A 21,149-nucleotide genomic window follows, 5' to 3' on the forward strand; every position below is an offset into this window, starting at 1 on the left:
GGCGACTATTCGCCGCCGAACCGCTTGATGAACAGCACGCCGAACGTGCGCGGATCGCCCGCGGCAAGTGTGTTGAAACCGAGCGCCTCCAGGCTCACGCCGGCGTTGTAGTACTTCTTGGCAAGAAGGTTGCGGCCGAACACCGAGATGTCGGCATTCCAGGCATCGATGCTGAGCCCAAACTTTCCGCTCAGCAACCCGTACCCCTTCTGGGTTACCTGGTCGGATAGCGCCGCGCTGGGATAGGTGTTGAAATCGCTTTGCCAGCTCCAGTTCACGTTTGCCGTGAACTCTCCGATCCCGACGGGTTTGCGTACTTCCGCGCCCAGCTGATAGTTCGTCGTCGGCGCCGGCCACGGCTCGTTCGAGTGATCCACGTTGGCGGCGTCGACATAGTCCTTATACTTGGGATCGAACGTCCCGACGCTTGCCCGCAGGGTCAGTTCGTCGGTGACCCGCAAGGTCGCCTCACCTTCGAAGCCCATCAGGCGCGCCTTGCTGGCATTGGTCAGCAGCGTGCCGGTTCCGAAGTCGGTCGCGAACAGGAGCGTGCGCTGGATATCGGTGTAGTCGTCGTAGAATCCTGCCAAGTTAAGCGTCAGCCTGCGATCGAAGAACTGCGACTTCAGGCCGATCTCGTATTCGGTGATGATCTCGGGTCCGAAGGGGACCGCATTGATGAGCGTGGTCGAACGCTGCTGCTGCCCGCCGCCGCGAAATCCTCTTGTGATCTTCCCGTATACTAGGACGTCGTCGGAAATTTTGTAATCCAGTGACGCCAGCCAGGTGGGCTTCTTGAAGGTATTTTCGTAGAACTTGCCCGGTGTCCCGTCGGCGTTGAGGGCAGGCGGAAGATACGTGACCACGCCTGCACCGGAGATGAGCCGGTTCCGGTTGAGGAATTCGCGCACTTCCTTCGTGTATCGCGCACCCACCGTCAGCGAGAAGCCCGGGGCGAAATTCCAGTTAGCCTGGCCGAAGATGGCATAGCTCTTAGACGTTATGTCTCCGTCGAAGACGGTGAGAGAACGATTGTTGAGGTAGTAAAGGCTTGTTGCCTCCTGCTTTTCGGTTCCGTCTTCATAGCTATAGAACAGACCGGCGACGTAATTCAAGCTGCCCGTCTTACCCAACAGCTGCAATTCCTCGCTGAAGAAGTCATCCTTAGTTGACAGTTGAGAGCTGTTCACGATGAATGGCGTTCCATCGTAATCGTTTGTGGAGAACTTCTTGACGTTCCGATACCCAGTAATCGACCGCAAGGTAAGGGCGTCCGACAAGTTATAGTCCATGTTGAGCGCCGCGCTCCAGGTCTTGCTGCGCGAGGCGGGCCGACGGTCCACTCCCGAAGAGTTGGCTCCGAAGATGCTGTTTCCGTATCCGTAGCTAGTTCGGAACGGTCCGCGCTTGATGTAGGATTCCAGAATGGTGCGTGCCGCGGCGAGCTGCGTCGCGTTCGGCGTCGAAGTCCCGAAGGTTTCGGCCGCTGCCTCGCGGATAATCGAAGACGTCGTCGATGCCGTGAGGCCCGTAAGCTTGGACATCAGGCCGCCGGCATTGTTGCGCTGGTAATCTCCCGTGAGCGATACCGTGAAATCGCCCTTGTCGACCTTGAGCTTGCCACGCAGATAGGTCGAATCGTCGCTCATCAGCTGCCTGTCGGTTACCGGAGACCTGCCGAAGCCATCGCGCTTGGCACGGACCGCGACGAAGCGCGCTCCCACTCCGTCCGCCACTGGCACATTGAGGATGCCGGTAATGCCGCGAAGGTCGTAGTTGCCGAGCGTCGCCTGGACCTGTCCTCCCAGGTCGTCATTCGGGTCCTTGGTGATGAAGCTGATCGCACCGCCCGTGGTGTTGCGGCCATAGAGCGTGCCCTGCGGGCCGCGCAGCACTTCGACGCGCTGCATGTCCACCAGTCCGGCCCGCAAACCGTACGTGCGCGGCACGTTCACGCCATCGATATAGAGGCCTACCGAGTTGTCGGTCGTCAGGATCGAATTCGCCGCGTTCTGGCCGCGGATCGTCACCAGCAGCGTCTGTGCATCCGCGTTTGCGCCCACGATGTTGAGGTTGGGCACCGTCGCGCTGAGATCGGTAAGTTGCCGGACGCCCTGCGCGGCCAGCGCTTCGCCGCTCAGGGCAGTGACGGCCAGCGGGATATCCTGGAGCTTTTCCGCTACCCGGCGCGCGGTAACGATGATGTCCCCCGTACCGGCCGCCTGAGGGTGGTGCCGGGCCGCATCGTTTTCAGTTTGCGCCCCGTCCTGTGCCTGTGCCTGTGCCTGTGCCTGTGAGGGCACCGCGGTCAAACTCATCAACCCTGCGCCGCAGGCCAGTACCACGCGAATATTCATCGTCTCTCCCCCTTTTCCCTATATCGCCGCCACCCTCCTGAGCGCGCGACGTCCAAGCAGATCGTCAGTCCCCGGTGACTTGTTCGTAGAATGTCCGCATGAATTCGTTGTGAAAGAACTGCTTCGAGCGAAGCACTTTGCCGTCGGACATCGTGAACGTCGCCTCGCTGGCGCCCTTGAACTGATGAACGGTCAGCAGTCCTCCGCGACGGAGCCAGTAGTAATAGCTGCGGCCATTGGCCACTGCGGTCGCCTTCATCTCGCTTCCGTCGGACGTCTTGATCCAGATGTCCCACTTGCATGGAACCCGCTGGGCGCTCTTCGGGTCGATCCAGTATTCCGTGGCCGTAGTACGGATGTTGGCATCTCCACCAGCGAGATAATGCTTACCCCCGGCCTGCACCATCGCCGTCGCATGCCCGCCGACCGACGCGTTCAGGATGTAGAAGCTGAACTCAGGGCCGAAGCAGTGCAGCCAGTTGGACCCGCCTCCACGATTCTTTTCGAGGCGCGGGGGAATGGTCGGGAAGGCGATGTAGATACGTTCATGGACCGCGTACCCGGTAATCTTGTAGACTTTCCCCTTCGCCTCGATCTCGCCTTCGACGGCCATGTGCGCCTGGTATCCGGCGGCCCCCTGCTTGCCCAGCTTCTCGAAGGTGCCGACGTGGAAGAAGCCCGGTCCGAGCGGCTTGGCTCGCAGGTCGGTCCGAACCCCGTTGTGCGTCCCCTTGATTTCCCAGAGGTCCTTGGTGGCGATTATCTCGCGCCCGCCCAGGGCCCACGTCACCTTCGAGGGCGTTTCGATGATCTTGAGATCCCCGGGCTTGTAATAGTCCTCGACGCTCTGCCCCTTGTTGAGAAACGGTGTGTCATGCATCGTCGTCTGCTCGTCAGCCGGAAAATCGCTGACGATCAGGCACGTCTGGCATAAATCGCCGTTGATGATGACTTCGCTAGAACGCTGTTGGTAAAGGAATGTCCAAAGCTGGATGTCTTCGCCGGTCTCCGCTCGCGCGCGGATCATGAAGCCGCTGTCGTTGAACGTCTCCATCTGCTCGCGGCCGCGGGTGTTCGCGCCTTCATCCGAAAGCTTGATGGGTTGCGACACCATCTGGAACAGCACGCTCTGGTCGACTTTGCCCGGCGCCGGAGTCTGCGTGGCGACCGCCGCCATCGCATCGTCCGCGAACAGTCGACCCGCGCCCGTCCCGGCCAGCAGCAGCGTAGATCCGCCTGCTAGCATCGTGCGGCGCGAAACGAACGACAAAGCCGTGTCTCTCAGCATTCGGGGTCCTCTCTCCAGCCCGATCAATGATGTCGGGCATCTATGGTGCCGGTCCGCCCCTTGGGCAGCTCCGGCTTAAAACTTATTGGTATTTAGTTTATCTGTATATAGTTTTCTTCCATCTGCACGATCTCTGGTTCTAACCGGCTGTTCAAAATACAAAATTTTGAGCTGTAGTCCGGATAGGACTTTTCCGAATACGATAGATCCCGCCAAATTCTCCGGGCTTCCCGCGGTATGATTCGGTGGGCAAGGCTTGCTGTCCGAACCGCTTTGCCCGACTGACCAGGCCGGCAGGTATCAAGGCGCAGATCGGCTACAGGCGCCGGCCGGGGAGCCGATGGCGGCAAGCCGTCCCGGGCGGTCGATAACACTCTGGATCGTCAGTTCGACGTCGCAGCTCCCCATCGGGCTTGGGTGACGGACATCTCCAACATCCGCCCCTTGAGGGCTTGGCCTGTCTGGCTGTCGTGATCGATCTCTATTCCCGCCGCTGCGTGGTGAGCTGGTCGATGCAGAGCAGGCAGATCACCGATGCGCTGCTGCAGACGCTGCGCATGCCAGTAGTGCGGCGCAAGCCGAAACAGCGGGTGCTGATCCATTCGAATCAAGGTTCCCAGCTCACCAGCATGGGCTAGGCGGTCTTCATCCGAGCCCACGATCTCTGGCATTCGATGAGCCGGCGCGGCAGGTTCTACGACCCGGTCCGCAAACACCGCAGGAACATGATGCTCCCACCCGCACAGTTCGAACGGCAGCAGATTTTGAAATCAGAAGGCGTCCAGAAAACTAGGGTCTGCTCAATGGGCGATGACGGACTTCCATCCGGGACGTGCTGGAGTTTCCATGCCGAAGCGACCGTTCGGGGTGGAGGATTCCGGGACTCTGGCAGTGACCGCCGATCCCTCACCCGTCGTCGGCTACGCGCCGCCAGGCCAGGAACAGCATCCCGCTCGCCAGCAGCGGAGCTACGATCATCATCATCATCGCATAGCGCAGCGATTCCGCGCCGAACGCCGGCGCCAGCACATCGCTCACGACGCCGACGAGGAAGGGTGCCAGCGCGGCGCCGATGATTCCCTGCATCGCCAGCATCAGCGTGGAAGCCACGCCGCGCATCCCCGGCGCCACGATGCCGATCGACAGGGCGACGCACGGCCCCAGCGAACTGGCCAACAGGAAATTCATCAATCCCACGGCCGTCATCGTCAGCCCAAGCGAGGGCGCGAAAAGGAACAGCGCGTAGAGCGGGGCTGCCAGGGGCAGTGCGACCAGCGGCACCAGCAGGCTCGACGCCTGCCGCCCCGTGCGGCGCACAACCCAGGTGGCGACCATGCCCGACAGGATCGTCCCCGCCAGCCCGCCGATGCCGACCGCCGGGCCGATGACCTTGCCGACGTCGGCCAGAGCGACGCCATGGCTGCGCAACAGGAAAGCCGGCGCCCAGACTGGGAGGATCGCCACCGCCATGCCCGACATCGCATAGCCCATGGCCAGCCAGGCGAAGCCCGGCACCCGGCCCGTCGCCTTCAACGATTCCCACAACGTGCCCGGGGCCGGCGTTCGCACCGCGTCATGCTGCCCGCGCGCCGGTTCGCGCAGCCCGATCAGGATCACCAGGAACACCACCGCCCCCGCCGCGCCGCACAGATAGAACATCCACCGCCAGCCATGCGCCGCCGCCAGCATGCCAGCCGCCACCGACCCAAGCACGACGCCCACGAAATTGCTGGTCTGGAAGATCGCGACCGCGCGCGGCCGCCGCGGCACGATGAACAGGTCCGCGATCATCGACAGCGCCACCGGAAAGGCCGTGGCCTCCCCTACCCCCACCAATATGCGCGCAAGCGCGAGCGACCAGAAATCCTGCGCCAGCCCCGTCCCGGCGGTCGCGGACGACCATAATATCACGCTGCCTAGCAGGATGGCCTTGCGGTTGCCCTTGTCCACCCAGCCGGCGATGAAGATGCCGACGATCAGGTTGAAGGCGACGAAGGCGAAGCCGGCCACGATGCTGATCTGCGTGTCGGTCAGCCGCAGATCCGCCTTCACCGGGTCCGTCACGATGCCGAGCAGCGTCCGGTCTGCCAGGTTCAGCACATTGGCCAGGAACAGCACTGCCAGCCCCCAGGCCGGACCCCATCGCGCTTCCGCGCGCAATCGCGCCTCGCCCACCGTCATGCGTCATCCTCCCCTGTTTATCGACCATCAGCCGCCCGTCGTCAGGCCCAGCAGGTCCGCCGCGTTGAGCCCCAGAATTCGCGCCTTCTCCGCTTCGCCCAACCGCGCATGGAAGCCCAGAGGGTCGGGTTCGGCCATGTCGAACGGATAGTCGGTGCCCAGGCAGAGCCGGTCGGCGCCATGGGTACGAACCAGGCTGTCGAGCTGGTCCTGATCGAACACCAGCGTGTCCAGCCACAGCCGCCTCAGATAGGAGGATGGTTCGTGCCGGCAATGTTCCGAACAGTCGGCGCGCGCGCGCCAGCCATGGTCCATCCGCCCCCAGTAGCCGGGGATATAGCCCCCGCCGTGCGCGACGCAGATCTTGAGACCGGGATGCCGGTCCAGCACCCCGCCGAAGATCAGATGCCCGATCGCCAATGTGCTCTCCAGCGGATTGCCGATCAGATTGTTGAAATAATAGTCGCTCATCCGGTCGGCCTGGGTGAAGCCCAGCGGGTGGATGAAGATGAGGATGCCCAGCTCCTCGGCGGCCGCCCAGAAGGGGCGCAGGGCCGCATCATGCAGATCACGGCCATTGACGTTCGAGCTGACCTCGATGCCGCGCAGGTCGAGTTCCCCTACGCACCGCTTCATTTCCGCCACTGCCAGTTCGGCGTTCTGGAGCGGCACCGTGCCCATCCCGACGAAACGATCGGGATGCCCCGCCACGGCTTGCGCGATCGTTTCGTTGATGACGCGCGATCCCGCCAGCGCGATCTCCGCATCCAGATGATAATAATATTGGCCGGGATTGGGCGAAAGCGCCTGCACGTCCACGCCCAGCCGGTCCATGTCGACCAGCCGCTGCTCGACCCCGGTCAGCGCAGGACCGATCTGCGCGAACTGCCGGCCGTTGACCGCATCGGTCAGCGGGCTGGAGAATTGCGCCAGCGCGGGCGGCGGCCCGGCATTGTGCGGCCCCACCGCCGCCACCGCCGCGGGCACGCCGAGATGCGCGTGGATATCCACGACCAGATGCCGCCCGCGCGCCGCGACGTGGATCGGCCGGCGCTCCCCGCATGTGCTGATCTCGCCCGTCATGCCCAGTCCCTCGCCGGATGGATGGTGCCGCTGCACGCGCCGAAGCCGATCGGCACATGGCCGTCCGCCGTCGCCCGCCCCCGGATCGTCAGCGTGTCGCCATCCTCCAGCATCACGCGTTTACTGCCATCGGGCAGCAGGACCGGGGTCGCCCCGCGCGCCGTGATCTCCGCCATGCACGCCCTGGCGTCCTCGGCAGGGCCGGACACCGTGCCGGTGGCTATCAGATCGCCCGCCTCCAGCGGGGCGCCACCGGACGCCTGATGCGTCACCATCTGCGCCATGGTCCAGAGCAGGTCGGACAATTGTGTCCGCACGATCCGCTTGGAGGAACCGGCCGAATTGCCGAGGTCGGCCGTCAGCTCGACCCGAACCGCCCCCATTGCCCGGTCCGCCGCATCGAGCAGATAGGCAGGCACCGCTGGCTCCTCCGCCGTCCGTCCGCGCGCCGCCACCCGGAACGGCGCCAGCGCCTCCATCGTCACGATCCAGGGTGATATGGTGGTGAGGAAGCTCTTGCCCAGATGCGGCCCCAGCAGCATCTCGAAAAACTGGATGCCGCGCGCCGACCAGTCATTGACCAGGCAGCAGCCGAACATCAGTTCCTCCGCCTGCGCAACCGACACCGTCTGGCCCAGCGCCGTACCGCCGCGCAGCCACAGTCCGAATTCCAGCTCGAAATCCAGCATCGGCTCCGGGCCGTAGTGGATGTTGGCGCTGCCCGGCGGCAGTTCATATTGCCCCTTGGGCCGCACCACGGGTGTGCCGCTGATCGCGACCGAACTCGCCCGGCCGTTATAGGCTACCGGCAGCGCGAACCAGGCGACCCGAGGTGGCGCACCGCTCGCCGCGCCCATGCGCCGGATATGGTCGGCCGAGGCACAGAAATCGGTGAAGGCGCAGGGCTTTACCGGGAGGTGCAGGGTCGCCTCCGCCATCGGCACCAGCGCCGCCTCCAGCGCGGACCGTTCCCCTGTGCCGCCTTCCCGGAACAGGTCGGACAATGTCGCCCGCAGGGCCGACAGCGCCGCCGCAGACATCGCCATCAGCGCCGCCATGTCCGGGACCGCGGGCAGCAGGCCTGCCTCCGCCAATCGCGCGAGGTCGATGATCCGGTCGCCCAGCGCCACGCCGATGCGCGGGGTTCCTTCCCCCACCGAAAAGCGGCCGAAGGGCAGGTTCTGGATCGGGAAATCGGTATCACCGCACGCGCTCTCGACCCAGCTGCGCCGTGCGGGATCATGCGTGGCGTTCAGCTCAATGGGCATGGCCGCACGCCTCGCCGCGGTTGCAAATTGCCTTGTGGTATCGCCCCATCGCACCGAACAGGTCGCGACCATCCTCCGGTGTGAAGGCGGCGCCGAACTGGCGATAGAGCGAGAAGACATTGGCGACGATCCGCTCCGGGTCGCTCCAGCCGCGAAACTCGCGCAGGTTGATGTCGCGTGCGGCTTCCTCCCACCCAACACCCGCATCGTAGCGCACCCGCGCCTCGTCCCTGATATATTCGAAATAGGCCTTGAGGTTGCGGACCGCCGTCTTGTCGGTGATTGGCCCATGCCCAGGCACGACCAGATCAACATCGAGGCCGTCGATATGGTCGCACGCCGCGATCCAGTTGCCGATCGGCCCGGCCCACATGATCGGCGTGCCTTCGTTGAAGAGTATGTCGCCGGTGAACACGGTCCGGTCACCCGGCACATGCACCAATATGTCGGACGCGGTATGCGCCGGCCCGACCTCGACCAGCCGGACCTCCTTGGACCCCACCTGCAGGGTCAGCGACTCTTCGAAGGTGCGGTTGGGCACCGTCACCTCGACCTCGGAAAAGTCGAACTTGCGGCCCATCGTCTCGTACAGGAACTCGCCCGCGTCACCCATATTGCGATAATTGTCACGCAGGCCCGAAAGCAGCTTGGGATCGAAGCCGGCCATGTCGTGCGCGGTCGTCGCCGTGGCGATGATCTCGCTGTCCTTCAGCAGCTGGTTGCCGAAGAAATGATCGGGATTGGCGTGGGTGTTGACCAACTGGTCGATCCGGGCAGCAGCCGGCACCCGCGCGCGGAAGGTGTCCAGCATCTCGCGGGTCAGCGCCACGCTCATCAGCGTATCGACCAGCAGCGTGCGCCCGTCCGATTCGATCAGGCCGGCATTGGACCAGCCCCACGTCCCGTCGGGCTGGACATAGCCATAGAGGCCATTGCCGATCTCGTGAATGCCCTGGGTAAAAGGCCAGTTCGCCATCCGCTCCTCCCTATTTCCCTATTTCCTCTGCTTCTAGCGCGCCCGCCAATGAACGCAATTCCTATATTCAGGAATATTGGTTCATCTGGCGTCTTGCGGCGCCGGACAAAAACGTCGAAGAGCTGTTTTTGCGGGGGTTTGAACAGGAACGCCATGACCGGAGCACGCAAGAAGAGAGGCCAGGGACGGCCCGTCGACGGGGAAAGCAGCGTCGGCCGCGACGCTCTGCTGGACGCGGCGACCAGGCTGCTGCGCGACCTGCCGCCCGGGAAAGTGACCATCTCCTCCATCGCGCGGGAGGCCGGGACCGATCCGGCGCTCGTCCGCTATTATTTCGGCGACCGTACGTCGCTGCTGCAGGCCGTCGTCGCGCGCATCGCCACGGGCCTGCCGCGTGAATTCCCCGAATCCCCGGATCGGCTGGCGACGCTGACCGACCATATCCACGGCACCTTCCGGTTCACGCGATCGGCCAAGCATATGCAGCGGCTGATGATCGACGAACTGGCCGACCCCAAGCACCCGCAGGCGCGAGCGCAGACCCGTGCGATGAACCAGGGCGCGGTCGATTTCTACGCCGAGCTGATGAAGCGCGACGGCGGCGAAAGCATCGCGCCCGCCGACCCGCTCTTCCTGCACCTGGCCGTCGTCGGCATCGCCGATTTCTTCGCCTCCGCCCAGCCCCTGGTCGAAATGCTCGCGCCCGAAGGCGCCGACATCGACCAGCTAGCCCGCGACTACGAGGCGTTCGTGGTCGACATGCTGATGAACGGCCTCAAGAAGCGTTAGCTCTCTGCCACGCAGCGATTGCGCTGCATGCCCAGGCCCGTGATCGTCCCCTCCATCAGATCACCCGGTTGCAGGAACACGCCAAAGGCCGATCCATTGCCATAAGGCGATCCTGTGCAGATCAGGTCGCCGGGCAGCAGTTCCACCCGGTCGGAGAGATAGGCGATCTGCTGCTCGATCCCCTGCATCATGTCGGCAGTGGTCTCATTCTGGTAGAGCTTACCGTTCACCGACAGGCTGATGGTCAGATCATACGGATCGGCCACGAACCGCCGGGGCACGATCATCGGCCCGAATGGCAGGAAGGTCGGGAAGCATTTGCCTGATAGCCAGTCCGCGCCGATCGCCGATCCGTCCCGGCGAAAGACATGCTCGCGTGCGGTCACGTCGTTGACGACGACATAGCCCGCCACATGCGACATCGCGTCCGCCGCCGCGACATGCCGGGTCGGCTTGCCGATGACGACGCCCAGTTCCAGCTCCCAGTCGGGCTTCTGGACGTTGCGCGGCAGGATGACGTCGTCCTGCGGCCCGACCACGCAGCTGGGCAGCTTCAGGAACACGTAGGGCAGCGCATTCTTCGCCCGGTCGTCCATCATCCTGGTGGCGCGAGCGTAGCGTTCCTCGTCGGTCGCCGCGTCGTCATCCGGCCCGCGCATCGACGGATCGCCCATGATGAGGCCGATGACATGCTTCTTGTAATTGGCGCCGGTGCAGAAGACCTGGCGCGGCCGATAGGGCGCCTCCAGTCGCACCGACGACAGCGGCACCGCCTTCTCCAGCAGTGCTGGATCGCTCGCCGCCGCCTCGATCGCCGGCAGGGCGGCATCCCAGTCGTCGAGGATCGCAAGCAGGGACGCGCCGCCCGCCAGCGGCGCGATCCGGTTGCCGATCACGATCGCGGCGACGGGGGCGGCGCCGTCGAACGCCGCCGTGGCAAGGCCGAAGCTGGTCATCGGGACAGCCGCGTCAGGATTTGCGCGTGCCGGTGATCGGCGACGTGCCGAACATGCCGGCCTTCACCCCGCCGGACAACGTATCGCCGTCGATCGTCACGTCCGCCTCCAGCGTCATCGGGAAGGGCGTCGTCATTTTCATGGTCCAGGTCGCCCGGTCGCCGTCGACCTTGCCGTCCTCCAGCGCCATCGCCCCCGTCGCATTGCTGCTCGTCCCCGTCAGCGTGCCGCCCTCGGTGCTGATCGTGAGCTGCGCCACCTGGTCCCCCATCGGCGTTTTCGTGACCGTATCCCAGACCCCGTCAAATCGTGCCATGTCCGTCTCCATTCTTTCTAGTAAGGCGTGCGCAGCTCGTGCAGCGATTGGCCGATCATCATATTGGCTTCGGTCGGGTTCCCACCTGCCATCTCGACATCGCCTATCGCGACCGAGCGTTCGACCACCAATCGCGCCCGCTCGAAACGTCGGGCCATGAAGGCCCTAAGCGCATCGCCGACATCGGCATGGGCGGCCAGTTCCTCGGCCAGCACCAGCCCGTCCTCCGCCGCGATCCCCGCGCCGGACGCCATGTGCGGCGTCGTCGCATGCGCTGCGTCGCCGATGATAACGACGCGCCCCTTGAACCAGGGATCGGGCATCAGCAGCCATTCGAGCGGTCGGTAGTTGATCTCGGTCTGCGCAGTCAGGCTGTCACGCAGCGCCGCCGCGTCGCCGCCGAACGGCGCCATCAGCGCTTTCAGGTGCGCCAGCTTCGCATCCTCCGCAAAGCGCGGATTGCCGGGCACATGCTCCAGGATGAACATATACATCTCGTCCTGGCTGACCGGATTGAAGCCCAGCTTCACCGGCCCGCCGAAGTACATCTCCGCACGGTCCACTCCTGCCGGGCGCGGCCCGACGACACGCCAGCATCCCTGTCCGGTAAATTGCGGCCTGGCCGCATCGGGAAAAAGCATCCCGCGGATTTGCGAGAAGATGCCGTCCGCGCCCACGACGAGATCGTAGCGGCCGGACCGGCCGTCACTGAAGGCCACGTCCACGCCATCGCCATCCTGCGCCAGCGTGTCGACCTTCACACCCAGCCGGATGTCCGTCCCGCACTGCCGCACCCGGGTGGACAGGATGTCGTGCAGCACCGGCCGCATGATCCCGCCGCCGCTGTCGATCGGCGCAGGCTCGTCCGGCACGGGCAGGCTCATCACCTCCTCCCCCGCGACATTGCGGCCACGCATCCCCGCCGACACGTAGCCGCGCCGGCACACCTCCTCGAAAATGCCCAGATCGGCGAAGGCGCGCAGCGATATGCCGGTCAGGCTGATCCCCGCGCCATAGACGCGCCAGTGGGGGTCGCTATCGATCAGCGTCACCGCCACGCCGCGGCGGCGAAGCGCGATCGCCGCCGACATGCCGCCGATTCCGCCCCCCACGATAAGTGCGTTGGCGATCATCTCAGGCCGGTACCTGCCAGAGGCCCTTGTCCGCATCGAGCGCGACATGGGGCACGTTGCCGGTTATGATCCGCCCCGTACCCCACTGATCGGTGATGCTGGGCGAGAATTCATAGACCTGCGGCTGCCAGCTCGCCTCGTCCACCTCTTCCAGGTCCGACGTATATTCCACCGCGTTGCCGTTCGGCGTCAGATAATAGCTGAAGGTGTTGTTGCCCGCCGTATGCCGGCCCGGCCCCCATTGCAGCTTCACGCCCTTCTCGGTCATCCGGGCGAGGCCCCGCATCAGTTCGTCGATCGAGCTGACGTCGAAGGCCACATGGTTGAGCGCCGGCCGCCCCGGCAGAATGGCAAGGCGATGATGCGCCGGGTTACAGCGCAGGAAGACCATGAACTGCCCGATCCAATCGGACAGGCGAAAACCCAGCACATCCTCATACCATTGCGCCAGCTTCGCGACGTCGGGCGAATGGAGCACGACATGGCTCAGTCCGGTTGGGATCGCCTCCCCCTTCCCCAACCGGCGCGCGATCCGGCGGTTGGTATCGCAGATCACCTCAATCGCGCGCCCGTCGGGGTCGAAGATGCGCGCCGCATAGCCGCCCTGCGGCCCTTCCGCCGGCCCCGGCTCTGCAATCACCTTCGCGCCCGCCGCCACCGCCTGTGCGAAGATCGCATCGACGTCAGCCCTGGATGCCGCCGAATAGCCGATCAGGTCGGTCTTCTTCTCCTCATCCTGCCGCAGTCGGATGACGAAGGGATGTTCGGACTGTTCGGCGGCGAAATACACCTTGCCGTCCGCCTCGCCGACTTCCACCAGGCCCCAGGTTTCGCCGAAAAAGCTGCGCTCGGCCGCCAGGTCGGGCACGGCCAGCGCCACATAATGAAGGTCAGTTACCGCCGCAGGCATCGAGCCTCTCCCATCAGAATCATCTTGGCTTCGACTTTAATTCCTACATAAAGGAATTACAAGGATGGCCGCGTAAAAATGCGGCCGACACAGGGCGCCGGCCGTCCCTCTTCAGAAGCTGCCGCCCACGCGGATGCCGTAGGTGCGCGGCTCCTCGGCATTGCCGACGACGACCGCCGCGCTGTTGTTGTTCGTGGCGAAGGAGAGGCGGCGATTGCCCTCGATATTGTTGACGAAGCCGGTGACGTACCAGCCGCTCCCGGTAGAAAAGGTGACCGACGCGCTCGACACGAACGATCCCCTGGCGTTGCCGTACGGCAGATAGTCGGGCAGCGCGACCGCTTCGCTGCGATAGCGCGTGCCGGCCTGCAGCACGATCTTGTTGTCCCCCAGCGGGATGGTCTGCTGCCCTTGCAGATTGAAGGACCACTTCGGCGAGTTGAAGGCCGGCTTGCCTGAGCAGTCGACGGCAAAGACCGACACGGTCGTGCCGTTGATGACCTGGGTGGTCGGTGTGAAGGGACAGCCGGTGTTGGGCGGGGTGCCCTGGTTGGGGGTGAAAAAGACGAAGCTGTCATATTTGGTGGGCAGATATTGCACGCTCGCCGCCAACAGCGTGGTCGGCGTGGCCAGAAATTCGACGTCCACGTCCACACCCTTGATCGTGCTTTCCCCGATGTTGCGGGTCAGGAATACGGTGGCCGGCGGCGTCCCCAGGTCAAAGCCGAACTGGCTATATTGCTGGTCGTGATATTTCCACAGGAAGCCTTCGACATTCACCTGCAAACGGTTGCCCCAGAAGCGGTTCTTCGTGCCGATCGTATAGGCTTCGATCGTTTCGGGACTATAGCTCGACAAGCCCCGCGCGAAGGAGAAGCCGCCCGAATGATAGCCGGTCTCGAAACTGGCATAGACCATGTTGTGCGGCGTGAAGTCATATTGGGCGGCTAGCCGATAGGTGAATTTGGAATTGTTGATCCGATCGTTGATCGGGATCGGCGCGTTGAGCACGAAGGGCGTTCCAGGCACGAAGCCCGGCAGCACGTAGAGCGGAATGTTGCTCGTCGGGATTCCCCGTGCCGCATAGAAGGCGCGCAGCTGCGCCGCATTGTCCACCAGGGGCATGAACGGCAGGGTCGGGCAGAAATCCTGCGGCGGCGGCGCCGGATTGCCGCAGAAAAGGATATAGGTGTCGGACAGGCCGTTGAACCGCTTCTTGTCCCACGTGTAGCGCCCCGCTGCCGTCAGGGTGAGCCCCTCGACCGGCGCGACGCCCAGCTTGCCGAACAGGGCATAGCTGTCGGTGTTGGTGGTGAAGGTCTGGAAGGGCGTAAGCACGAACTGGCTGAACTGGACATTGCGTCCCTTGATATCCTCGTCGAAATACATGCCGCCGAGCAGATAGTCGATCGACGGGCCGATCTTGCCTGCCCAGCGCGCCTCGACGCTGAACTGCTGGTCATCCTCCCTAGTCCGCCCGCTACGCATCCCGGCGTTGGTGAAGGAGAAGTCCAGGCTCGCCTCGCGATAGGCGGGCTGCACGGTGAGCGTGCCGGCGTCCGTCTCCCAGTTGATCTCGGTCGTCACGCCCCAGAAGGTGCTGTCGTTGTAAGGATAGCTGTCGAGCCGCTCGCCCGCCCGGCCGGCCTGGCCCACGAACCGCGATGCCAGATAATTTTCCGACCGCACGTCGTGCAACCCGTCGCTGGGGCTGAAACCCGACGGCGTGAAACTATAGCCGGTGATGCCGCTCGGCCCGAAGGTAGGATTATATTGGCCTATGTAGAAGGCGCCGCCGCCCGCGCCGCCCTGATGCGAGGTATCGGCGGCAACGCGGACGTTCAGCGTGTCGGTCAAATCCGCATAAAGCTGGCCGCGAAATGCATATTCATCCTGATCGCCGGTGCCGTCGCTGTTGTAGCCGTCACGCTTGGCATAGGACCCTGAAAAGCGCGCCGCGCCGCGATCGCCGATCGGCAGGTTGAGCGCGCCCTGGGCGATGATCTGGTCATAGCTGCCATAGCTCGCCATGAACTCGGCTCCCAGCACGCCGGGTTCGGGCCGCCGGGGGATGACGTTGATCGCGCCGCCCGTGGCATTGCGGCCGTACAGCGTGCCCTGCGGCCCCTTGAGCACCTCGACGCGCTCCAAGTCGTAGAAAGTGCCGGAAGTCGACGTCGGGCGGCCGATATAGACGCCGTCATAGTTGAAGGCGACCGCCGAGTCCGAATAGGCGTTGACGGTGAAATTGCCGACTCCGCGCACGAAGAACACGGTGTTTGCGCCACCGCCATTGGCGGCCGACAGGGCCGGCGACGTGCGCGACAAGTCCTCTGCGCGCGTCACGCCCTGGCGGGTCAGTTCCTCCGGCTTGATGACGTCGATGGCGATGGGGGTGCGCTGCGCGCTTTCCGCGATACGTTGCGCGGTGACGACGATCTCCTCCAGCCCGTCGATGCGCGCCGGTGGCTGGATGTCCGCCTGGCCTGTCTGTGCCGTCGCATGAGCCGAGATCGCGAGCGTCAGAAACGACGCGGACGCAAGGATAGTGCGCTTCATCCAATCCTCCCCAATTCCATTGCCTCTAGGCTCTTTGGCCATTAATTCCTGATGGTATGAATTAAATCCGGTGATATGACTACTCGCGTTTCAACATGCGTTCGAAAGACCGGTCGGCAGGGTCCGGAAACGGCACGCGCAACAGGCGAAGCATCGCCGGAAAGGCCGGGAGTGGACCGTTTCAACCTCAATCTCTTCTTCGCGCTCGACGCGATCCTGCATGCCGACACGCTCACCGAAGCCGCGCGAAACGTGCATCTGACCCAGCCCGCGATGAGCGTCTCGCTCAAGAAGCTGCGCGCCTATTTCGAGGATGAGCTGGTCGTGTACCAGAATGGGCAGACCCGTTTCACGGCCAAGGCCATCGCGCTGAAGCCTCGCATCCGCCAGGTGCTCCAGGCCGCCCGCGAAACACTCGGCCTGTCGCTCGCATTCGATCCTGCGGTCGATGCGCGCACCATCCGGGTAACGACCGCCGACGTCGTCGAACTGATCTACCTCAGCCGCGTCACCGCCAGCATCGCGCAGCAGGCGCCCCATGTGGACGTCATCTCGACACCCTTCACCTACCAGCCGGTCGACATGGTATTCCGCGAGAATATCGACGTGGCCATCGTGTCGGCGGCTTTCTCGCTGCCCGACTATCCTTCCCTGCATCTGTTCGACGAGACGATCAGCTGCATGCTGTGGGACGGCAATGCGCAGGTCGGCGAAACGCTCAGCGAAGCGCAATATTTCGGCGGCCGCCATGCGGCCATGTTCCATACGACCGAACGCCTCGCCCACCCGGTGGGCGCCGCGCTGCATCGGCTCAACCTGCAGCGCAACATCGCCGTGCGCGCCAGCGTCTATTCGGCCCTGCCGCATATGATCGTCGGCACAGACCTCATCGTCACCACGCTCACTCGCTTTGCCCATCTGTGCGCGCGGACGATGCCGGTGCGGGTCGTCGCCGCGCCGGTCGAGATGCCGGTCATTCCCTTCGTCGCCCAGTGGCAGGACTATCGCTCCGACGAACCTGTGATCCAGTGGCTGCTCACCCATCTGAAGGAAGCCGCACATGGGCTGTGATCCCGTGCCACTACAGGGGCTGGTAGAAGATCGCGACGGCACCGGACGGCATCGCCAGCCGGAATCGGCGTTCATGCGCACCGCGCGCGATGGGGGCTGCCTCTGCCAGCCGCGCATGTTCGGCGTCGAGGTCGCCCACCTTGAGCATCACGCCCGGCGCATCGATCCGGTCACACCCTGCCAGGGCCAGACGCGCCGTCCCCACATCGAACTGCGCCCAGCGGTCCCCATCGACGAAGCTCGGCTCGACGCCCAACACCTGTCGCCACGCCGCGACCGCATCGCGCAGGTCGTCCACCTGCAGCACAGTGGCAAGCCGGTCGATCGTCACGCGTCGGCTCCGTCGCGCACCCAGGCCGTGGGGTGGACATCGTCCTTCTCGACCGGGTCGCCCGGCTGCAACGGCAGAGCGAACGGACCCTCGTTGCCGCCCATCAGCGACGATCCGACAAAGCGCGTCTCGTCGCCCACATAGCGGATCGAGATCGCCCGCCGCGCACGATCGGTGCGGCTGTTGGCGCCCGCGCCATGCACAACCAGCGGATGATGGACCAGGACGTCACCCGGCTCCAGATCCCAACTGATGATCCGGTGCTGCGCCCGCTCGGCATCGAAATCAGGAATGGTTTCGAGGTCCGCACCGGGTATCTCGGCCTTGCCCATGAAGTCGACCGGCTTGAACCAGCGGCCCCATTTGTGGCTGCCCGCGATATATTCGAGCGCTCCCGTCTCCAACCGGACGCTGTCGAGCGCAACCCAGATCGACGCCATGCGCGGCCCCCGGATCGGCCAGTAGGGCAGGTCGTGATGCCAGGGCGTCGTATTCTGGGTGCCCGGCTCCTTGACCAGCAGATGATCGCCGAACACGATCACCTTCGACGATTGCATCACGTCCGCCGCCAGCAACGCCAGGCCGCTCTCCAGCGCAAAGGCGCGCCACAGCGGATCGCGCTTGAACAGCATCAGCACGTCATGATGCGCGGGACCTTCCGGCCGGGGCCGGCCCATCGCCTCGCGCATCCTGAGCATGCCCTCTATCGCGCGCGGAATGTCGGCGCGCAGTCGTTCGATCCACGCAGCGCTCACAGCGCCGCGCACCATGATGGCGCCGTCGCGATCATAGTCCGCCAGATCCTGCTCGGTTACGAGTCCCGAAACCAGTTGCGTCATCTGCTCTCTCCCTTTCGCGCTCAGGCTTTCGCCGGCGCCATGTCCGCGGTTGCCACCTGCCCCACGCCCGGTCCCGGCATGGGCGGCAGCGGACCTTCGCGCACGGCTTGCTGGATTGCGTCCCCCTGCGGCGGCGCGAAGCTCTTGGCGTCGATCCGCGGCATGACTTCATCGACGAAAAGGCGGAAGGACCGGTCCCAGAATTCCGGCGCCCACATGCCGGCATTGAAGCGGGTGTGGACCTGTTCGATCCCGGCGTCTGCATGCTGGTGGAACAGGTCGACCAGCGTGTCCGGCGATCCGACCATGTACCAGCCAAGCGCCGCGTGGCTGTTCTTCGCTTCCTGCTCGGTCAGCCCGGCCTTACCTGAAATGCCGTCGTCCCACATCTGCCGCAGGGTGCGCGGATCGCCGGACCGGTCCATCATCGGATTGAACGCCATCCGGGCCTCGACGATGGCCCAGGCCTCGTCGTCGGTGTCGGCGACGACAGTCTGGTGATGTACCATCGAATGGGCGATATGGTGCGCCTTGTAGGCATCGTCCCAGCCGCCCTCGTCCAGCCCCGCGCGATAAGTGGCATATTTCTGGGCCGCCTCCGCGATCGAGCAGGGTCCCAGGAACATGACATGCCCGTCGACGCCCGCCTTGCGCACCGTCGCTTCGGTATTGCTGCCGATCGCCACCAGCGGCTTTGGCGCGCGATAGCTGATCGGCATGACGCGGCCATGCACCCCGCCCTTGACCCATCGTCCGTCAAGGCTGAGCGGTCCCTTTGCCGGATCATGCGCCCACAGCGTTTCCAGCGCGGCGAACTTCTCGGCGAAGATCGCGCGCTGCTCCTTGGGGTCCAGCCCGAAATTTTCGAAATCCGGCGAAAAGCCGACCCGGCCCGCGCTCATGCCGACGATCAGTTTGCCGCCCAGCAACTGGTCCAGCACGTTGATGTCCTCGGCCAGACGGATCGGGTTATGATAGGGCAGCGGCACGACGGTGGTCGCGAAATAGCTGTCTTTCAGCTTCCCCGCGAGTTGCGCGCCCATCAGGAACGGATTGCAGTAAGGCTCGTAATTGTTGAAATGCTGCTCGCCGAAGCTGATGGTGGCAAAGCCCGCCTCGGCCGCTTCCACCGCCTGCCTCAGCGAATAGTCGATCAGCGCGCGATCGTCGCGGGGGCCGCGGGCAAAGGGTCCAAGGAAAATCGCAACATACATCGGGGGTCGTCTCCACGGTCGTTTGTCGCCTGATGCGGCGGACCGGGGATCGTCACAAATTGCAATGGGCTATGCCCGTATAAGCAAGGGCTATCGCGTCCGCCTGCCGTCAAGGAACAGCGCCGCCGCACGGGCCGAATGCCGATCGAGAAAGGCGTCGTCCACGGGCTGCTCCAGCCCGAACAGCGCCCGGTTGATCCATCCCCCCAGCGCCATATCGAAAAAGGTCACGGCGTCCGCCTCCGCGTCAACACAGGCCAGCAGGCCCTGATCGGTCCAGTCCCGGAAGCGGCCGGCCAGCATCGCCAACATCGGCGTTACCGCCACTGCCATGAACGTCTCGCGGATCATCGGGAAGTTGCGCCCCTGCGCCACCACCATGCGGCCCACGAACAACGCATCGTCGCGCAATATGCCTTTCAACGCCATCCGCGCGAAGGCAGCCAGCCAGGCGCGCGGATCGTCGGTCTCCAGCGCCGCCCAGTCGACCTCTGCTATCATCCGCTCGCCAATGCGCCGGATGACTGCCAGGAACATCTCCGCCTTGGTCGGAAAATGACGGAACAGGGTCGCCTTCGACCCGCCGAAACGATCGAGGATGCGGTTTGTGCTCGCGCCCGCAAAGCCCGCAGCCATGAATTCGGCTTCCGCCGCATCCAGGATGCGCTCGACCACCACGGCCGGATCGCGGCTGTAAACGATCTTGCCCGCCGCGTTCAATATAGTATCAGTACCATGTGGTTCTTTTATAGCCATAGGGAGAGAGTCGCGTCATGAGCGCTTATGTCAAGAACGCATGGTATATGGTCGGCTGGGAAGCCGAAGTGCCACAGGACGGTTTCCTGACCCGCACCATCTTGGACAAGCCGATGCTGTTCTACCGCAGGCAGGATGGCGGCTTCGTCGGCATGGTCGATCGCTGCCCCCATCGCTTCGCGCCGCTCTCCATGGGCAAGCGGGAGGGCGACGCGGTGGTGTGCGGCTATCATGGCCTGGCCTTCGACGAGAGTGGGACCTGCATACGTAATCCCTTTTCCGACCTGATCCCGCCGGGCTGCACCGTCGAGACCTTCGTCATGCACGCCAAAGACACGATCTTGTGGATGTGGCCCGGCGATCCGGCGCGGGCCGATCCCGGCGCCATCGCCGACTTCTCCTGCATGGCGCCCGATGCGCCTATGCCGCAAAGCCCCGGCCATCTCGTCTTCGATGCCAATTACGAGCTGCTCACCGACAATCTCATGGACCTTTCCCATATCGAGTTCGTCCATACCGGCACATTCGGCGGCGGCGGGGTGATCTTTCGGGGGGAACATAGCGTCAGGGAGGAAGGTGACACGCTCTGGTCCAACTGGTGGATGGCCGACACCCGGCCGGGCTGGGCGACCTTCCTGCCGCCGGAAATGAAAACCGATCACTGGCTGCACATGCGCTGGACCGCGCCCGCGTCGATGATGCTGGAGATCGGCCTGTGCCCCGCCGGCGTCGATCCCACACAGGCGCCGATGCCGCCGATGCGCGGCCCCCATATCATCACCCCGGAAACGCAGACCCGCTCACATTATTTCTACGGCTTCTCCGCAATGCAGGGCGAGGACGGCGTGGGCCGCGCCTTCAGGGAAGAGGACCAGCCGATGCTGGAGGCGGTGCAGCGGTCGATGGGCGACACGGATTTCTGGAGCAGGAAGCCGGTAATCCTGAACGTCGACGCCGGCGCGGTGCGCGCCCGACGGCGCCTCATGAAGCTGCGACGGGAGGAAGGGTCGCAAGAGGCGATAGCGGCGGAATAATACCCCGCCCCGCAGGCGGGCGGTCATAGCCGAAAACGGACGGCTGGCCTGTCATGTGCGATGCTCCCGGCTCCGGCCTCGTCGCCCG

At 64.4% G+C, this 21,149-nt stretch carries 18 protein-coding genes and 1 pseudogene; 4 read left to right on the plus strand and 15 right to left on the minus strand.

Annotated features, from left to right (window positions below):
- Positions 1-5: 5 nt before the first annotated feature.
- Together ACFFDA_RS02655 and ACFFDA_RS02660 are read right to left on the minus strand one after the other, a co-directional pair.
- Entirely contained in the window at positions 6-2,357 is a 2,352-nt protein-coding gene (locus ACFFDA_RS02655) for a TonB-dependent receptor (RefSeq protein WP_404478047.1), read from the minus strand.
- A gap of 64 nt (positions 2,358-2,421) precedes the next feature.
- The gene (locus ACFFDA_RS02660) at positions 2,422-3,534 is read right to left on the minus strand and encodes a hypothetical protein (RefSeq protein ID WP_404478048.1); all 1,113 of its coding nucleotides are present in this window, start codon (positions 3,532-3,534) and stop codon (positions 2,422-2,424) included.
- A gap of 356 nt (positions 3,535-3,890) precedes the next feature.
- Between ACFFDA_RS02660 and ACFFDA_RS02665 the strand changes: the two are divergent.
- Positions 3,891-4,427 (plus strand): annotated as a pseudogene (locus ACFFDA_RS02665) (DDE-type integrase/transposase/recombinase); the annotation flags it as partial.
- A 124-nt stretch (positions 4,428-4,551) separates the two neighbouring features.
- Here the strand turns inward: ACFFDA_RS02665 and ACFFDA_RS02670 are convergent.
- The 4 genes from ACFFDA_RS02670 to ACFFDA_RS02685 are packed head-to-tail and all read right to left on the minus strand — an operon-like array spanning position 4,552 to position 9,153.
- Positions 4,552-5,826 (minus strand): spinster family MFS transporter, encoded by a 1,275-nt coding sequence (locus ACFFDA_RS02670; protein ID WP_404478049.1) that lies wholly within the window; start codon positions 5,824-5,826, stop codon positions 4,552-4,554.
- 27 nt (positions 5,827-5,853) lie between these two features.
- On the minus strand, positions 5,854-6,909 hold the full coding sequence (locus ACFFDA_RS02675) for an amidohydrolase family protein (protein ID WP_404478050.1): 1,056 nt from the start codon (positions 6,907-6,909) through the stop codon (positions 5,854-5,856).
- On the minus strand, positions 6,906-8,177 hold the full coding sequence (locus tag ACFFDA_RS02680; RefSeq protein WP_404478051.1) for a fumarylacetoacetate hydrolase family protein: 1,272 nt from the start codon (positions 8,175-8,177) through the stop codon (positions 6,906-6,908). The genes ACFFDA_RS02675 and ACFFDA_RS02680 overlap by 4 nt, the downstream gene beginning before the upstream one ends.
- A complete protein-coding gene (locus ACFFDA_RS02685; protein WP_404478052.1) occupies positions 8,167-9,153 on the minus strand; it encodes an MBL fold metallo-hydrolase in 987 nt (328 codons plus the stop codon). The genes ACFFDA_RS02680 and ACFFDA_RS02685 overlap by 11 nt, the downstream gene beginning before the upstream one ends.
- A 153-nt stretch (positions 9,154-9,306) precedes the next feature.
- On the opposite strand from ACFFDA_RS02685, the gene ACFFDA_RS02690 reads away from it, so the two are divergent.
- The gene (locus ACFFDA_RS02690; RefSeq protein ID WP_404478053.1) at positions 9,307-9,942 is read left to right on the plus strand and encodes a TetR/AcrR family transcriptional regulator; all 636 of its coding nucleotides are present in this window, start codon (positions 9,307-9,309) and stop codon (positions 9,940-9,942) included.
- Here ACFFDA_RS02690 and ACFFDA_RS02695 read toward each other — a convergent pair.
- From ACFFDA_RS02695 to ACFFDA_RS02715, 5 genes are all read right to left on the minus strand, one after another.
- Entirely contained in the window at positions 9,939-10,898 is a 960-nt protein-coding gene (locus tag ACFFDA_RS02695; protein ID WP_404478054.1) for a fumarylacetoacetate hydrolase family protein, read from the minus strand. The genes ACFFDA_RS02690 and ACFFDA_RS02695 overlap by 4 nt on opposite strands.
- 13 nt (positions 10,899-10,911) lie before the next feature.
- Positions 10,912-11,214, minus strand: a complete 303-nt coding sequence (locus ACFFDA_RS02700) for a hypothetical protein (RefSeq protein WP_404478055.1) — start codon at positions 11,212-11,214, stop codon at positions 10,912-10,914.
- A gap of 17 nt (positions 11,215-11,231) precedes the next feature.
- A complete protein-coding gene (locus tag ACFFDA_RS02705) occupies positions 11,232-12,395 on the minus strand; it encodes an FAD-dependent oxidoreductase (protein ID WP_404478057.1) in 1,164 nt (387 codons plus the stop codon).
- A complete protein-coding gene (locus ACFFDA_RS02710) occupies positions 12,349-13,257 on the minus strand; it encodes a VOC family protein (RefSeq protein WP_404478058.1) in 909 nt (302 codons plus the stop codon). The genes ACFFDA_RS02705 and ACFFDA_RS02710 overlap by 47 nt, the downstream gene beginning before the upstream one ends.
- Before the next feature lie 111 nt (positions 13,258-13,368).
- Positions 13,369-15,816: a TonB-dependent receptor gene (locus ACFFDA_RS02715; protein ID WP_404478059.1), complete on the minus strand. Its 2,448-nt coding sequence runs from the start codon at positions 15,814-15,816 to the stop codon at positions 13,369-13,371.
- 171 nt (positions 15,817-15,987) lie between these two features.
- On the opposite strand from ACFFDA_RS02715, the gene ACFFDA_RS02720 reads away from it, so the two are divergent.
- The gene (locus ACFFDA_RS02720) at positions 15,988-16,887 is read left to right on the plus strand and encodes a LysR family transcriptional regulator (RefSeq protein ID WP_404478060.1); all 900 of its coding nucleotides are present in this window, start codon (positions 15,988-15,990) and stop codon (positions 16,885-16,887) included.
- Positions 16,888-16,897: 10 nt separating this feature from the next.
- Here the strand turns inward: ACFFDA_RS02720 and ACFFDA_RS02725 are convergent, their stop codons facing one another.
- The 4 genes from ACFFDA_RS02725 to ACFFDA_RS02740 form a co-directional block, all read right to left on the minus strand.
- On the minus strand, positions 16,898-17,218 hold the full coding sequence (locus ACFFDA_RS02725; protein ID WP_404478061.1) for a VOC family protein: 321 nt from the start codon (positions 17,216-17,218) through the stop codon (positions 16,898-16,900).
- On the minus strand, positions 17,215-18,057 hold the full coding sequence (locus tag ACFFDA_RS02730; RefSeq protein ID WP_404478062.1) for a phytanoyl-CoA dioxygenase family protein: 843 nt from the start codon (positions 18,055-18,057) through the stop codon (positions 17,215-17,217). Before ACFFDA_RS02730 ends, ACFFDA_RS02725 begins: the two co-directional genes overlap by 4 nt.
- Positions 18,058-18,077: 20 nt before the next feature.
- Entirely contained in the window at positions 18,078-19,271 is a 1,194-nt protein-coding gene (locus ACFFDA_RS02735; protein WP_404478063.1) for an LLM class flavin-dependent oxidoreductase, read from the minus strand.
- A gap of 90 nt (positions 19,272-19,361) precedes the next feature.
- A complete protein-coding gene (locus ACFFDA_RS02740) occupies positions 19,362-19,991 on the minus strand; it encodes a TetR/AcrR family transcriptional regulator (RefSeq protein WP_404478064.1) in 630 nt (209 codons plus the stop codon).
- A gap of 53 nt (positions 19,992-20,044) precedes the next feature.
- Between ACFFDA_RS02740 and ACFFDA_RS02745 the strand changes: the two genes are divergently transcribed.
- Positions 20,045-21,061: a Rieske 2Fe-2S domain-containing protein gene (locus tag ACFFDA_RS02745; RefSeq protein WP_404478065.1), complete on the plus strand. Its 1,017-nt coding sequence runs from the start codon at positions 20,045-20,047 to the stop codon at positions 21,059-21,061.
- Positions 21,062-21,149 lie beyond the last annotated feature (88 nt).

This window comes from Novosphingobium sp. BL-52-GroH (assembly GCF_044813085.1).
GTDB lineage: Bacteria > Pseudomonadota > Alphaproteobacteria > Sphingomonadales > Sphingomonadaceae > Novosphingobium.